Source organism: Ruegeria sp. (assembly GCF_028066395.1).
Taxonomy (GTDB): Bacteria; Pseudomonadota; Alphaproteobacteria; order Rhodobacterales; family Rhodobacteraceae; genus Ruegeria.
The window spans coordinates 1,633-15,733 of the sequence record NZ_JALCBM010000086.1; the positions used below are offsets into that span (position 1 = coordinate 1,633).

12 protein-coding genes are annotated in these 14,101 nt (G+C 61.8%); 7 read left to right on the forward strand and 5 right to left on the reverse strand.

Going from position 1 to position 14,101, the window contains the following annotated elements; genetic code table 11:
- The coding region (locus MPJ51_RS19500) for a DUF1629 domain-containing protein (protein WP_298390339.1) at nucleotides 1-648 on the forward strand (648 nt) is incomplete at its 5' end.
- 11 nt (nucleotides 649-659) lie between these two features.
- Here the strand turns inward: MPJ51_RS19500 and MPJ51_RS19505 are convergent.
- A complete protein-coding gene (locus tag MPJ51_RS19505) occupies nucleotides 660-1,736 on the reverse strand; it encodes a DUF2235 domain-containing protein (protein WP_298390342.1) in 1,077 nt (358 codons plus the stop codon).
- The gene (locus tag MPJ51_RS19510; RefSeq protein ID WP_298390346.1) at nucleotides 1,714-4,005 is read right to left on the reverse strand and encodes a xanthine dehydrogenase family protein molybdopterin-binding subunit; all 2,292 of its coding nucleotides are present in this window, start codon (nucleotides 4,003-4,005) and stop codon (nucleotides 1,714-1,716) included. Before MPJ51_RS19510 ends, MPJ51_RS19505 begins: the two co-directional genes overlap by 23 nt.
- A 164-nt stretch (nucleotides 4,006-4,169) precedes the next feature.
- Here MPJ51_RS19510 and MPJ51_RS19515 point away from each other — a divergent pair, with 164 nt between their 5' ends.
- The 4 genes from MPJ51_RS19515 (at nucleotide 4,170) to MPJ51_RS19530 (ending at nucleotide 9,912) form a co-directional block, all read left to right on the forward strand.
- Nucleotides 4,170-5,063: a phytanoyl-CoA dioxygenase family protein gene (locus MPJ51_RS19515; RefSeq protein ID WP_298390348.1), complete on the forward strand. Its 894-nt coding sequence runs from the start codon at nucleotides 4,170-4,172 to the stop codon at nucleotides 5,061-5,063.
- Nucleotides 5,064-5,141: 78 nt separating this feature from the next.
- Nucleotides 5,142-8,231 carry a valine--tRNA ligase gene (locus MPJ51_RS19520; RefSeq protein WP_298390350.1) on the forward strand — a complete coding sequence of 1,030 codons (3,090 nt, stop codon included), beginning with the start codon at nucleotides 5,142-5,144 and terminating at the stop codon, nucleotides 8,229-8,231.
- A 145-nt stretch (nucleotides 8,232-8,376) separates the two neighbouring features.
- Complete coding sequence (locus MPJ51_RS19525) at nucleotides 8,377-9,540, forward strand: benzoate/H(+) symporter BenE family transporter (protein WP_298390352.1); 1,164 nt, start codon at nucleotides 8,377-8,379, stop codon at nucleotides 9,538-9,540.
- A gap of 39 nt (nucleotides 9,541-9,579) precedes the next feature.
- The gene (locus MPJ51_RS19530; protein WP_298390354.1) at nucleotides 9,580-9,912 is read left to right on the forward strand and encodes a DUF1992 domain-containing protein; all 333 of its coding nucleotides are present in this window, start codon (nucleotides 9,580-9,582) and stop codon (nucleotides 9,910-9,912) included.
- Here the strand turns inward: MPJ51_RS19530 and MPJ51_RS19535 are convergent.
- Both MPJ51_RS19535 and MPJ51_RS19540 read right to left on the reverse strand, forming a co-directional pair.
- Nucleotides 9,909-10,280 (reverse strand): VOC family protein, encoded by a 372-nt coding sequence (locus MPJ51_RS19535; RefSeq protein ID WP_298390356.1) that lies wholly within the window; start codon nucleotides 10,278-10,280, stop codon nucleotides 9,909-9,911. The two genes, MPJ51_RS19530 and MPJ51_RS19535, sit on opposite strands and share 4 nt — an antisense overlap.
- Nucleotides 10,277-11,059 carry a crotonase/enoyl-CoA hydratase family protein gene (locus MPJ51_RS19540; RefSeq protein ID WP_298390358.1) on the reverse strand — a complete coding sequence of 261 codons (783 nt, stop codon included), beginning with the start codon at nucleotides 11,057-11,059 and terminating at the stop codon, nucleotides 10,277-10,279. Before MPJ51_RS19540 ends, MPJ51_RS19535 begins: the two co-directional genes overlap by 4 nt.
- A 215-nt stretch (nucleotides 11,060-11,274) precedes the next feature.
- Between MPJ51_RS19540 and MPJ51_RS19545 the strand changes: the two genes are divergently transcribed.
- On the forward strand, nucleotides 11,275-12,174 hold the full coding sequence (locus MPJ51_RS19545; protein WP_298390360.1) for an aspartyl/asparaginyl beta-hydroxylase domain-containing protein: 900 nt from the start codon (nucleotides 11,275-11,277) through the stop codon (nucleotides 12,172-12,174).
- Nucleotides 12,175-12,229: 55 nt separating this feature from the next.
- Nucleotides 12,230-13,330: a pyridoxal phosphate-dependent aminotransferase gene (locus tag MPJ51_RS19550; RefSeq protein ID WP_298390363.1), complete on the forward strand. Its 1,101-nt coding sequence runs from the start codon at nucleotides 12,230-12,232 to the stop codon at nucleotides 13,328-13,330.
- A 13-nt stretch (nucleotides 13,331-13,343) separates the two neighbouring features.
- Here the strand turns inward: MPJ51_RS19550 and MPJ51_RS19555 are convergent, their stop codons facing one another.
- A complete protein-coding gene (locus MPJ51_RS19555; protein ID WP_298390361.1) occupies nucleotides 13,344-13,976 on the reverse strand; it encodes a bifunctional 4-hydroxy-2-oxoglutarate aldolase/2-dehydro-3-deoxy-phosphogluconate aldolase in 633 nt (210 codons plus the stop codon).
- Nucleotides 13,977-14,101 lie beyond the last annotated feature (125 nt).

The window sequence follows — 14,101 nt, forward strand, 5'->3', positions numbered from 1 at the left end:
GGCGACAAACTGCAGGAAGATTATTCTGAACAGCACAACGCAAAAGTCCGGGCCTATACCGGCGAAGTGACCAAAGAACTTTTGGAAAAATACAGTCTGGCGTCATTTCAGGCCAGAGCAGGCTGGCGCGTTGCGCCTTGGCCCAAGGAACTTTTCCCTACGGCGCTGAGATTCGCCAAAGGGGAAAACCTGCGAGATCTGGATCGGTCCCCCGGCGGAAAAATTGTTAGCCGCGGGATGAAGGATCTGATCGAAGAAATGGAACCGGGTGTGCACCAGTTCATCTCGGTGCCGGTTTTCATGAGCGATGGTACTGCGTTTGAGTCTCCCAGGTGGTTCTGGAGGGTCACCCAGATTGTCGATGCAATCTGCTTTGATGGAAAATGGCGTGATGGGGTGAGGCTTACCGCAGGAGGGGAGATTGATGGAGGGCACCTTTGGCAGATCAAGGGAAAACAAGGGGTGCTTGATCCTGGTGACGTCAGAGCGGTGTATAAAGATAAAATCGCTGGTCGCGCTGCCTGGTACGACATGCACTACGGAGCAGGTACTCGTGGCATGCTTGTTTCACAGGCTCTGATGGATGCCATGGAAGAACGAAATTTGAGTCACGCGTGGCGTATAGATGCCATATGGGCTGAAATCTGATTTTTGGAAACCTACTGCGCCGGATGCGACGGCAAATCCGGCATCGGCACCCAGCCCGGAAGGTCGTCCGGGGAGACCGAGACATGCAGCCTCTCTGAGCGGTCGCGCCCCACTTTGCGGTGCTTGCGCAGCAGGAAAATCTTGCCCCAGCCGCGCCATGTGCCCACTGACCGGGCATGCGGGTCGGTCGGAAAGCGGTCGCGCCAGCCTTCGGGCAAGGGCAGGCCGTGCAGTTCGGCCTTGTCCAGCATCCAGATGAGGGAGATGTTGCTCAGCGGGCGGGCCTCTTCGAAACCGTTCAACTGCCCGCCGACATCGCCGTGGGTGCCGCGGAACCAGACTTGTTCCACGTGGCCCTTGAACTCAGGCGTACATTTCCACAGCACAGGCTCGAACACTTCGCGCGTTTCGTCCAGCCCCATCGCGTGATAGCCGTGGCGGGTGGCCGGGCCAAGCTGGTGGTTGTGGAAGGCGTGGCGTTCCTCGGCCCAGCGCCAGAGCAGCGGCAGGCGCAGGCCCAGCGCCTTGACCGTGTCCCAGACGCCCACCATCTCGATCGCCACGTCCGTATGGCAGAACTGACGGCGGAACGCTCCGGCGGCGGTGCCGTTGGCGTTGCATTCATAATGGCGATAGGCCTGTTTGATATTCCGCTCGGTCGCGTGTTCCGCTTTGAGCAGGCCGATCATGTCGATCACCCCTGCCAGGCTGCGGACACCGTAGGCCCCTCGCGAATAGCCGATAAAGTATATCCGGTCACCGGGTTTGTAGCGCGAGGCGAGATAGCCATAGGCGCGCCTGATCTGCCGGTTGATGCCCCGCCCCATCATCACATCCAGCGAGGACCGCCAGCTTTCCCACTGCACCCCGGATTCGTAAAAGACCGAGACCTTGCTGCCCATCTCGCGGCACAGGCGCAGGGTCTGGCCCGCATGGGTCTCAAACCCCGGTTCCAGTGTCGACATGGTGCCGTCAAGGATGATGACATGGCTGATCGGTTCGCGGTGAAGCGCTTCGGTCGAATGCTCGGACCGCAGCGGGCGACCGAGCCATCCCAGAACCTTTCTACTGAGCCGCGACAGAACCATGCGTCAGCAATTCCCATGTTTTGTGGGGTGTGAAAGGCATATCCGCCTGCCGCACCCCGTGATCCCAGAGCGCATCCTGAACCGCGTTTGCCACAGCGGCCAGCGCGCCCACGGTGCCAGCCTCGCCACAGCCTTTCATGCCCATCGGGTTGGCCGTTGACGGAACCGGAGCCGAGGTAAACTTAATCATGGGTATGTCCGCCGCGCGGGGCAAGGCGTAATCCATGAACGAAGCCGTGAGCAGTTGCCCCTGATCATCATAGGCGACCCGCTCGCTCAACGCCTGACCGATGCCTTGGACGACCCCGCCATGGACCTGCCCCTCGGCCAGCATCGGATTGATAAGATTGCCGAAATCATCAACGACCGTATAGCGGTCAACGGCCACTTCGCCGGTGAAAGAATCGATCACAACCTCGGCAACATGCGCGCCATTGGGATAGCTGCGCGCATCCAGATTGGCGCGGGCCTCGTGCTGCAACAGGTCCGTGCGGCCGTCGGCGCGGGCCATCTGCGCGGCCTCGACCAGCGTCGGGGTCAGGTTCGATCCCGGTGCGCGGAAGGTTTCGTGATCAAAGGTCATCTCACTTTCCTCGACCCCCATCTTAGCCGCCAGATAAGGCGTGAATGCGGCGATCATGACGTCGATTGTGGCCAGCGTCGCCGTGCTTTGCACGGTGACCGAGCGTGACCCGCCCGTCCCGCCCCCATGTGGCAGCCGGTCGCTGTCGCCCTGCACGACGGTGATCTGATCCATCGGGATGCCGGTCTGATCCGACAGGAACTGAGCATAGACCGTTTCATGCCCCTGCCCGTTCGATTGTGTCCCGACACATAAGGCCACGGTTCCATCCTCGGCAAACTCTACCTTCGCGTTTTCGGAAGGGTCGCCCAAAATACTTTCGATATAGTAACACAGGCCCTGTCCACGGATCAGGCCGCGCTCTGCATCCGCCGCCTTGCGGGCCGCGAAACCGTCGGTCTGCTGGGCCATGCGGTCCAGCACCATGTCGAAATCGCCCACGTCATAGGTTTCGCCGGTGGCGGTCTTGTAGGGAAAGCTTTCGGGCTGGATGAAGTTCTTTCGGCGCAACGCCCACGGATCGACCCCAAGCTCGCGCGCGGCGCGGTCGATGGTGCGTTCCAGCACATAGATCGCCTCGGGGCGGCCCGCGCCGCGATAGGCGTCGACCTGCGTGGTGTTGGTATAAAACCCTTCGACCCGCAGATAGGTGGTCTGCACGTCATAGACCCCCATCAGCACCTTGCTGAACAGGTTGGTCTGGATCGACTGCCCGAAATGGCTGTTATAGGCACCAAGATTGACCTTGCTGTGGACCCGGTAGGCGGTGATCCTGTTGTCTGCGTCAAAGGCCAGCTCTGCCAGCGAAGTCAGATCGCGGCCATGATGGTCGGATAGCATCGCCTCGGACCGGTCGGACATCCAATGCACTGGCTGATCCAGTTTCTTTGCGGCAACGGCGACACAGAAATATTCGGGATACGGCATCACCTTCATCCCGAACCCACCGCCCACATCGGGGGTGGTCACACGGATCGCCTCGGGCTCCAGCTTCAGCTTCTGCGCCAACTGCGCCCGCATCGCCCAGACCCCCTGACCGCCGTAAGAGAAGTGAAGCCGCCCGTCATCCCACTGCGCCTGACAGCCGCGCGGTTCGATCGGGCTGATGATCACCCGATTGTCGTGAACGTCCAGAGACACCGTGCGGGCGGCGGCCTGAAAGGCGGCCTCGGTCGCGGCCTCATCCCCCAGCGCCCAGTCGAAGGCACGATTGTCGGGGGCTTCGGGGTGCAGGGGTTCACCGCCCGCCGCAAGGTCCAGCTTGGCGGGCAGGTCTTCGGTCTCCAGCCAGATCAGTTCGACCGCATCACGGGCCTGTTCCGGGGTGCCCGCTATTACGACAGCAACCGGTTCCCCGACATGGCGCCCGCGATCTTTCGCCAGCATATGCCGCTTGGGCGCCGCAGCCTTCGATCCGTCCCGATTGGGCACCGTGGCTCCGTTCAGCACCGTGTCGATCCCGGCATCGGCGAGATCGTCAAATGCCATGACCAATCGAACGCCTTCAGCCTCACGCGCGGCCTCCAAATCCAGCGCTGTGATCCGCCCATGCGCGACCGGGCTGCGGAAGAAAGCCGCGAACAAGGTGTTCGGCGGCAGAGCGTCATCCATATATTGGCCCTGCCCGGTCAGAAACCGCTGATCCTCGGTCCGTTTGACGGGCTGGCTTTTGCCGAACTTTTCCATGGGTCGATCCTTTGGCTGGGCACCTGCGCGACACTAGCCTGACCGGGGCCGCTGTCCAGAGATTTGCACATCTGCGTGAGACGACGCGCATGTCGCAAACGGCGCAGCACGACCCATGGCAGGGCCTAGTCTGAACGCATGGTTCAGAGCCGGACGGAGGTCACATGACACCCCCCATCACCCTGACAGAAGGCCGCCTGTCGCCCGATCAGATCGACACCTATTGGCAGGACGGGTTCCTGTTTCCAATCCCTGTCTTCGACCCCGCCCAGACCACCGTCCTGCGCACCGAACTGGAACAGATCGAAGCCACCTGGCGCGAGGCCGATCTGCCCCTGCCGCTGAACATGTATAAGCGCGTGAACGCCCATCTGGTCATGCCGCTGGTCGCGCGCATGGCGCTGGATGCGGCGGTTCTGGACGTGGTCGAAGGCGTGCTGGGTCCTGATCTGCTGCTGTGGTCTGCCGAGCTGTTCATCAAAGAGCCGCACACGACGCAGGTGGTCAGCATGCATCAGGACCTGACCTATTGGGGCATGGGTGAAACGCCCGATCAGGTCACGGCGTGGATTGCGCTGTCTCCGGCCACGGTGGAAAGCGGTTGCATGGATTTCGTCAAGGGCAGCCACAAGAACCCGATCTTGCCGCATAACGACACGTTTTCCGACAACAATCTGCTGTCGCGCGGGCAAGAGATCGCTGTGGACGTAGACGAGGCCGACAAGACCCATATTGAGCTGCAACCGGGGCAGATGTCCCTGCATCACGGGCAGACGATCCATGGCTCGGGACCCAACAGCTCGGATGACCGGCGGATCGGGCTGGCCATCCGCTATCTGAACCCCAACGCACAGCAAAAGGTGGCCGACCGCGACTATGCCATTCTGGCACGGGGCGAGGATCGGGTCGGCAATTTCATCCACGTCCCGACACCGTCCAAGCCCTTTGCGCCCGATGCGCTGGACCTTTACGCCCGCATCCGCGCCGATCAGGCCAAGGCGCTGACCCAGGGGGCGACGGAAAGTCTGGAGCTTTATGAGGCACCCGGTCAGGGTTAGTCCTACGGGGCCTTCCCCTTCCCGTCCCCATTCGCTATTGCAGGCGCTGACCCGAATTCGATGACGCAGGACGCACCCATGGCGATGGAAAAGACATTCAACGCGGCCGAGGCCGAGGCCCGCATCTACGAGGCCTGGGAACGGGCCGGAGCCTTCAAAGCAGGCGCGAACCGCTCGCGCGACGAAAGCTTTACCATCATGATCCCGCCGCCCAACGTGACGGGTGCTTTGCACGTGGGCCACGCGTTCAACAACACGCTGCAGGACATCCTGATCCGCTGGCACCGGATGCGCGGCTTCGACACGCTGTGGCAGCCAGGTCAGGACCATGCGGGCATCGCCACCCAGATGCAGGTCGAGAAAATGCTGGCCGCCACCCAGCAACCCGGTCGACGCGAGTTGGGCCGCGAGAAATTCCTTGAGAAAGTCTGGGAATGGAAGGGCGAATACGGCGGCACGATCATTGAACAGCTGAAGCGTCTGGGCTCCTCCTGCGACTGGTCGCGCAATGCGTTTACCATGGCCGGTGCAGCGGGCGACCCGCGCACGGGGCACGAAAATTCTGCGAATTTTCACGACGCGGTGATCAAGGTCTTCGTCGATATGTACGAAAAGGGCCTGATCTATCGCGGTAAGCGTCTGGTCAACTGGGACCCCCATTTCGAAACCGCAATCTCGGACCTTGAGGTCGAGAATATCGAAGTCGCGGGCCATATGTGGCACTTCAAATACCCGCTGGCGGGTGGCGAGACCTACACCTATGTCGAAAAGGACGAAGACGGGAATATCGTTCTTGAGGAAGAGCGCGATTACATCTCGATCGCCACGACCCGCCCCGAGACCATGCTGGGCGACGGCGCGGTGGCCGTGCACCCCTCGGATGAGCGTTACGCGCCCATCATCGGCAAGCTATGCGAAATCCCGGTTGGTCCGAAAGAGCATCGCCGCCAGATCCCGATCATCACCGATGAGTATCCAGACCCCGATTTCGGCTCGGGCGCGGTGAAGATCACCGGCGCGCATGATTTCAACGACAACATGGTCGCCAAGCGCGGCGGCATTCCGATGTACCGCCTGATGGACACCAAAGGCGCGATGCGGGCCGATGGCGCGCCTTACGCCGAAGAAGCCGGCAAAGCGCAGGAATACGCGCGCGGCAAGTCCTTCACCGAGAACGAGATCGATGCGATCAACCTGATACCCGACCACCTGCGCGGCCTCGACCGGTTCGAGGCGCGCGCGAAGGTTGTCGAAGAGATCACCGCCGACGGTCTGGCGGTCATGGCCCACGCAGATGATCCGCGTCTGGGGCAAAGCCGGGCTGAAGCCCGGCCTACGGAGGACGAAAACAGTAGGCCGGGCTTCAGCCCGGCACTTGTCCCGCTGGTCGAGAGCAAACCGATCATGCAGCCCTTCGGCGACCGCTCGAAAGTCGTCATCGAGCCGATGTTCACCGACCAGTGGTTCGTCGACGCCGAAAAGGTCGTCGGCCCCGCGCTGGACGCGGTCAAGGACGGCACGGTCAAGATCATCCCCGAGTCGGGCGAGAAGACCTATTACCATTGGCTGGAAAACATCGAGCCCTGGTGCATCTCGCGCCAGCTGTGGTGGGGGCATCAGATTCCGGTTTGGTATGGGCCAGCCTTAGAAGACGTTGTAGTAGGAGGTGAAAATGTAACCTCTGGGACACACGTAGCGTTTTGCGCAGCCACTTTTGAGGATGCACGTCGGAAAGCCGCGGAATACTATTCTCTTGAAATTACGGGAAACGACCCTTCGAATTTCATCGACGAAGGCGATACCATCGAAGTAAAGTCTTTTGCCCAAGATCTCTTTGTTACACTCGCCCGCGACCCCGACGTCCTCGACACCTGGTTCTCCTCCGGCCTCTGGCCCATCGGCACGCTGGGCTGGCCTGAGCAGACCGAGGAGTTGGAGCGCTATTTCCCCACGGACGTTCTGATCACCGGCTTCGATATCCTGTTCTTCTGGGTCGCCCGGATGATGATGATGCAACTGGCCGTAGTCGATCAGATTCCGTTCCACACCGTCTACCTGCACCAGCTCGTCCGTGACGAGAAGGGCAAGAAGATGTCCAAGACCACCGGCAACGTCATCGACCCGCTGGAAATCGTCGACGAGTTCGGCGCCGACGCGCTGCGGTTCACCAACGCCTCGATGGCGGCGATTGGCGGCGTGCTGAAACTGTCCCGCGAACGCATCACCGGCTATCGCAACTTCGGCACCAAGCTTTGGAATGCCGTCCGCTTTGCCGAGATGAACGAGGTCTTCACCGACGCCGTCCCGCAACTGGACGTGGCCGACCTGAAACCCAAAGCCGCCGTCAACCGCTGGATCATCGGCGAAACCGCCCGCGTGCGCGAAGAGGTCGACGCGGCGCTGGAAAGCTATCGCTTCAACGACGCCGCCAACGGGCTTTATGCCTTTGTCTGGGGCAAGGTCTGCGACTGGTATGTGGAACTGTCAAAACCCCTTCTGCAAGGCGACGACGCCGAGGCGCAGGCCGAGACCCGCGCCACGATGCGCTGGGTTCTGGATCAGTGCATGGTGCTGCTGCACCCGATCATGCCCTTCATCACCGAAGAGCTCTGGGGCCTGACCGGCAGCCGCGCCAAAATGGTCGTCCACGCCGACTGGCCCACCTATGGCTCAGAACTGGTTGATGGCGATGCCGACCGCGAGATGAACTGGGTGATCTCGGTGATCGAAAACACCCGCTCGGCCCGCGCGCAGATGCGGGTTCCGGCAGGCCTCTATGTGCCGATGCTGGTGACCGAAATCGACGCGAACGGCCAAGCCGCGTGGGACCGCAATGAAGCACTGATCAAACGCCTTGCGCGGATCGACAGCCTGACCAAGGCCGATGAGCTGCCCAAAGGCACCATCTCAATCGCCGCCCCCGGTGCCTCCTTCGGCCTGCCGCTGGCAGATATCATCGACATCGGCGCTGAAAAGGAACGACTGGAAAAAGCCAAGGGCAAACTGGCCAAGGAACTGGGCGGTCTGCGTGGCCGTCTGAACAACCCCAAATTCGTGGCCTCGGCCCCGGAAGAGGTGGTCGAGGAAGCCAAAGCCAACCTCGCCGCCCGCGAAGAAGAAGAAGCGAAACTGAACGAAGCCCTCGCCCGTTTGGCCGAAATCGCCTGATCTTCATCTTTTCATAAATACTCAAATCCCGAACCCCGCCGCACACGCACCGGCGGGGTTTTCCTTTGCCCGTCGAACTTTCCCCCTTGCCCCCAACCCGTTGCGATTGTTAGCCAGTTCAGGAACCCCCGTGCCGGAGGACGCAATGGCGCAGACCTTCCCCCCGATGCAAACCGTCTCAACCGGGCTGGTGGTTGCGGTTGTTGGGTTCTTCAGCTCCTTCCCGATCGTGCTGCAGGGGCTCGCCGCAATGGGGGCCTCGCCAGCGCAGGCCGCCTCGGGCCTGATGAGCGCCGCCGTCGCCATGGGGCTCGCCGCCATAGTCCTCAGCCTTTGGTACAAACAACCGATCAGCGTGGCCTGGTCCACCCCCGGCGCGGCGCTGCTGGCGGTCTCTGCCACCCCGGCAGAGGGGTTCTCGGGCGCCATCGGCGCGTTCCTCTGCGCCGGAGCCCTGACGGTTCTGGCCGGTCTCTGGCGACCGCTCGCGCGGTTGGCGGCGGCGATCCCGACGACATTGGCACAGGCGATGCTGGGCGGCGTCCTACTGCCGCTCTGCATCATCCCGTTCAAGGCAGCAGTGGAGCTGCCATGGCAGGCCCTGCCGGTGATCCTGACATGGTTTCTCGCCGGACGCCTGAACCGTCTGTTTGCCGTCCCCGCCGCGGTTGTTGCGGCAGCTCTGGTCGTTGTCTTCAGCGCCGGAGAGACCTCTGTCCGGCCCGAGCAGATTCTGGCCGCCCCGGTCTGGACGATACCCAGCTTCTCGGTGGCCACGGCCATTGGCATCGGCATCCCGCTGTTCATCGTCAACATGGCCACGCAGAACATCCCCGGCATCGCAGTGATGCGCAGTTTTGGCTACACGCCTGACGCGGGCAGGCTGTTCTCATCGGTCGGAGGGGCCAGCATCCTGTCCGCCCTCTTTGGTGCCCCGGCCACCTGTCTGGCGGCCATCACTGCCGCGATGTGTTCGAACGAAGACAGCCACCCGGACCGCACCAAACGCTATTGGTCGGCGGTCATGGCGGGCGTGTTCTATTGCCTGTTCGGCGTCTTCGCCGTTGCGATCACCGGTTTTGCCGCCCACGCTGACCCGCTGCTGATGGGCACGCTGACCGGAGTCGCCCTGATCGGCGTCATGGCCAACGCCACCTTTGCCGCGCTTGAAGTGCCAGCGGAACGCGAGGCCGCTATCCTGACATTCGCCATCACCGCCTCGGGCATCACCGTTTTCGGGCTGGGCGCTGCGGTCTGGGGGCTATTAGCGGGTGGGATAGCTTATCTGGTGTCAAACCGAGCCCGCTGATCCCTTTCGTCCACCTCTTTTGCCACCTATATTGAGGTCATGCTCGGATCGCTTGGAAAACTGATCGAACGCCAGATCAAAAAGGCACAGGCCGAAGGCCAGCTTGAGGGGTTGGAGGGTGAAGGCCGTCCCCTGCCCGACCGGTCGTCCGAAGCACAGACAGACCCGGCCATCGCGGCGGGCCACCGGATCATGGCGCAGGCCGGGGTCTTGCCCGAGGAATTCGCCATCAAGAAAGAACTGGATGCCGCCCGGCAGTCCTATCCGGCCCTGACCGACCCGGTCCAGCGCCGCGTCGCCATGGCCCGGATCGCCGATCTTGAGATGCGCTATAATATGGCCCGCGATGCGCGCCGGGCTTTCATGCGTTAATCACCGCTTAAAAAGGCCCTACTGGAAACCGAGATTGAGTTGCCGGACGGGTCTTTTGCATTCGCGAAACAGTACCCGTCCGCCTTGTGGATTGGTCCAAACTGCAATCCGGCTTCTGCAGATCTAAGACAAAACCCAGCGACATCCTCGACATCGAAAACGATCTTGACCGATGCCTGCCCCTGCCGCGCAGCTTTACTGGCCGGGTGCAGTAAAAGACGCAAACCACCCGCATAGGGTATCAGTTCAACAATCCGGTCGCCTTCAATCTGACACGCGGTGTAGCCAAAGTGCAATTCATAGAACTGCACCATCCGTTCAACGTCCTTGGTGTAAAGGATCAAGCGGGAGACACGCGGCGAGGTCATTTGAACTCGGGCTTTCGGCCCTGCATCTGCGCCATGACAACCTCCATCTGATCCGGTTTGCCGATCAGATCGACCTGTTCGGCTGATTCCGCCAGCAGGACATCGGTGCGCGCTTCGCGTTCAGCTACATCTATCAACCGTTTCGCCGCACGAATGGCCGAGGGGCTTTGGCCCGCGATATCCTCGGCCAGAGCCAGTGCATGCGCCAGCGGATCGTCCGACAATTTGGTGACCAGACCCCACTCTGCCGCCTGCGCCGCGCCGATGGGACGGGCGGTATAGGTCAGCAAGCGCAGCACATCCGAGCGCACCAGCCGGGGTAGCAGAACCATGCCGCCCATATCGGGGATGATGCCCCATTTCATCTCCATCACCGCCAGCTTTGCCTCCGGATGCGCGATGCGGATATCCGCGCCCAGCGCAATCTGCAGCCCACCGCCATAGGCCACACCCTGAAGGGCGCAGATCACCGGCACGGGGACGCGCCGCCAGATCAGGGCCAGTTCCTGCATCTCATTGGCGTCCTCATGGCTGCGGGTCATCAGCCATTCGGTCGGATCGGTGTGGGCCATGCTGGCAAAGCTCGCCATGTCCAGCCCGGCGCAGAAACTTTTGCCCTCACCCGACAGAACCACAGCGCGGGCGTCCGAGGCCGCAACCTCGGCCCCGGCAGACAGGATCGCCTTGATCATCGCGTCATCCAGCGCGTTCATCTTGTCGCCGCGTGTCAGCGTGACATGGGCAATGTGGTCCTTGTATTCGACAGATACGCGCGCCATTCGATCCTCCGGCTGTCAATGTGGCACCATGTTGCCCTGACACAATCGGCAGTTCCACCGAAACGTGGGGGCAGTGTCATGCGCGGGTTTTTGCCTCCTCCCTGAAAAGTGACGACGGGACTGTTCGCCGGGCGGTTGTACGCGTTGAACAGACGCCATAGGTGACCCACCTGACACGCTATTCACATCTACCGACATCAGCAAAAGGCATCCCGATGGGACTCTTTATCCTGTTTCTCTTTATTATCTGTTCGATCTATGTGCAGACACGCGGAACATTGCGCCACGACCAAATCCGTCGTCGGATCACCGACCACGCCAACCTGTTCGCACCGCTGAACTGCCTGTTTTATACCTTTTCCAGAGTTCCAACGACGCCATATGTTGATCCGGCGCTGTTCCCCGAGCTCAAACCCCTGCAGGACAACTGGAAAACCATCCGGGACGAAGCCCAGAGCCTGAACGATCAGGGCGCAATCAAGGCCTCGGATGACCTGGACGATATCGGTTTCAATTCCTTCTTCAAAACCGGTTGGACGCGGTTCTACCTGAAATGGTACGGTTCATCGCTGGGCTCCGCAAAAGAGCTGTGCCCGGTGACAACGCAGATGGTGGAACAGATCCCGTCGATCAAAGGGGCGATGTTCACTGCCCTGCCGCCGGGGGCACGTCTTGTGCGCCATCGCGACCCGTTTGCAGGCTCGCTGCGCTATCACATGGGGCTGAGCACGCCGAATGACGACCAGTGCTTCATTGATGTCGACGGCACAAAATACTCCTGGCGCGATGGCGAGGTCGTCATGTTCGACGAAACCTATATCCACCATGCCGAAAACGAGACCGACGCGAACCGGATCGTGCTGTTCCTCGATATCAAACGGCCGGTCTGGTTTGCCCCGATCAACTGGATCAACACCGTATTTTCCAACGTGGTCATGGCGGCCTCGGCCACCAAGAACCGGCCCGGGGACAAAGTTGGCGCGGTCAACAGGGCCTTTGCCGGGATCTACAAGATCCGCGCCGTGGGCAAGCGCATCAAACAGTGGAACAAATCGGTTTACTACCTGATCCAATACGGGATGTATGCCGGGCTGATCTATCTGATCTTCTTCTGATCCAACGGGCGCAAGCGGGCTTGTCAGCCATCTCCGCTTGCGCTTTTCTACCGGCATGACCCGTCTGCCCTTTACCCCGCTTGTCCAGTCCCTGCCCGCAACCGTGCCCTTTGTCGGTCCCGAAACGCAGGAACGTCAACGCGGCGCGCCTTTTGTCGCGCGGCTGGGCGCGAATGAGAGTGTCTTTGGCCCGTCTCCCCGCGCGATCGAGGCGATGGCGGCCACGGGCATCTGGATGTACGGCGACCCGGAAAATCACGATCTGCGGCAGGCTCTGGCGGACCATCACGGAGTTGCGCCTGAGAATATTGTGGTGGGTGAGGGCATCGACGGGCTGCTTGGCTATCTCGTGCGGTTGTTGATCGGGCCGGGTGACGCCGTTGTGACCTCGGACGGGGCCTATCCGACCTTCAACTACCATGTGGCCGGGTTTGGTGGCACGTTGCATACGGTGCCCTATACCGATGATCATGAGGACCCGGCGGCCCTTTTCAGCAAAGCAGCCGAGATGGGCGCCAAGCTGGTCTATCTGGTCAATCCCGACAACCCGATGGGCAGTTGGCATTCGGGTGCCGACATCGTTGCAGCCATGGATGCCCTGCCCGATGGATGCCTGTTGGTGCTGGACGAGGCCTATGTGGAATGCGCCCCCGCGGGCACTGCGGCACCTCTTGCCGCTGATGATCCGCGTGTGATCCGAATGCGCACCTTTTCAAAAGCTTACGGGATGGCCGGGGCGCGGGTGGGCTATGCGATTGGTGCGCCTGATCTGATTGCCGCGTTCAACAAGGTGCGCAACCATTTCGGGATGAACCGCGCCGCGCAGGCCGGAGCACTGGCAGCTTTGCAGGATCAGGCTTGGTTGTCAGAGGTATTAACGCAGATCACGCAGGCGCGGGATCGGATCGGCGAGATTGCCCGATCCAATGGGCTGATCCCCCTACCCTCGGCCACCAATTTCGTGGCGATTGATTGCGAGCGTGATGGGGCGTTTGCCAAGGCGGTTCTGGATGAGCTGGTGGCGCAGGGGATATTCGTGCGCATGCCTTTTGCCGCACCGCAAAACCGCTGCATCCGCGTCAGTTGCGGAACCCAGGCTGATCTCGATGCCTTCGCCGCAGCTCTGCCCAAGGCGCTGAACGCGGCGCAGGGTTAGACGCCTTTGCGCCTCAGCGCTCCAAAGCCGAGGCTTCGCGGGCCAGCGCCTCGATCCCGGCCCAATCGCCTGCCGCGACCATCTGTTTCGGCGCGACCCAGCTGCCGCCTGCACAGACGACATTCGACAATGACAGATAATCCCGCGCATTCGATGGCGACACGCCCCCGGTCGGACAAAAGCTGATCTGCGGCAATGGCGCGCCGATGGCTTTCAAGGCAGGAGCCCCGCCCGAGGCCTCGGCGGGGAAGAATTTCAGCATATCATAGCCTTGCTCCAGAAGACGCATCGCCTCGCTGGCTGTGGCGGCACCCGGTAGCAGCGGCAGGTCTTCGGCTTCACAGGCGGCGATCAACGCATCGGTCGCCCCGGGTGAGACGCCAAACTGCGCGCCCGCCTCCTTGGCCGCGCGAACGTCCTCGGGGGTGACCAGAGTACCCGCGCCAACCACACCGCCGGGCACCTGAGACATTGCGCGGATCGCGTCCAGCGCCGCCGGGGTGCGCAGGGTGACCTCCAACGCGGGCAGGCCACCGGCGACCAGAGCCTCGGCCAAGGGGCGGGCCTGAGCGGCGTCATCGACGACCAGAACCGGAACGATGGGCGCAAGGCCGCAAATCTCGCGGGTGCGTTGGGTTTTCGACATGTCTTACGCTCCGAATATGCTGGCACCGGCATCGGCGGAGCCGACGGCGTTGCGGAAAGCGCCGAACAGGTCGCGCCCGACACCGTGTTGATTGGCTGAAAGGTCGGCGGTCACCGGCGCGCGGT

Coding starts and splice junctions, on each gene's coding strand:
- MPJ51_RS19555 (WP_298390361.1), bottom strand. CDS start 13,976: ATGTCGAAAACCCAACGCACCCGCGAGATTTGCGGCCTTGCGCCCATC.
- MPJ51_RS19530 (WP_298390354.1), top strand. CDS start 9,580: ATGCTCGGATCGCTTGGAAAACTGATCGAACGCCAGATCAAAAAGGCA.
- MPJ51_RS19545 (WP_298390360.1), top strand. CDS start 11,275: ATGGGACTCTTTATCCTGTTTCTCTTTATTATCTGTTCGATCTATGTG.
- MPJ51_RS19520 (WP_298390350.1), top strand. CDS start 5,142: ATGGCGATGGAAAAGACATTCAACGCGGCCGAGGCCGAGGCCCGCATC.
- MPJ51_RS19535 (WP_298390356.1), bottom strand. CDS start 10,280: ATGACCTCGCCGCGTGTCTCCCGCTTGATCCTTTACACCAAGGACGTT.
- MPJ51_RS19515 (WP_298390348.1), top strand. CDS start 4,170: ATGACACCCCCCATCACCCTGACAGAAGGCCGCCTGTCGCCCGATCAG.
- MPJ51_RS19510 (WP_298390346.1), bottom strand. CDS start 4,005: ATGGAAAAGTTCGGCAAAAGCCAGCCCGTCAAACGGACCGAGGATCAG.
- MPJ51_RS19550 (WP_298390363.1), top strand. CDS start 12,230: ATGACCCGTCTGCCCTTTACCCCGCTTGTCCAGTCCCTGCCCGCAACC.
- MPJ51_RS19525 (WP_298390352.1), top strand. CDS start 8,377: ATGGCGCAGACCTTCCCCCCGATGCAAACCGTCTCAACCGGGCTGGTG.
- MPJ51_RS19540 (WP_298390358.1), bottom strand. CDS start 11,059: ATGGCGCGCGTATCTGTCGAATACAAGGACCACATTGCCCATGTCACG.
- MPJ51_RS19505 (WP_298390342.1), bottom strand. CDS start 1,736: ATGGTTCTGTCGCGGCTCAGTAGAAAGGTTCTGGGATGGCTCGGTCGC.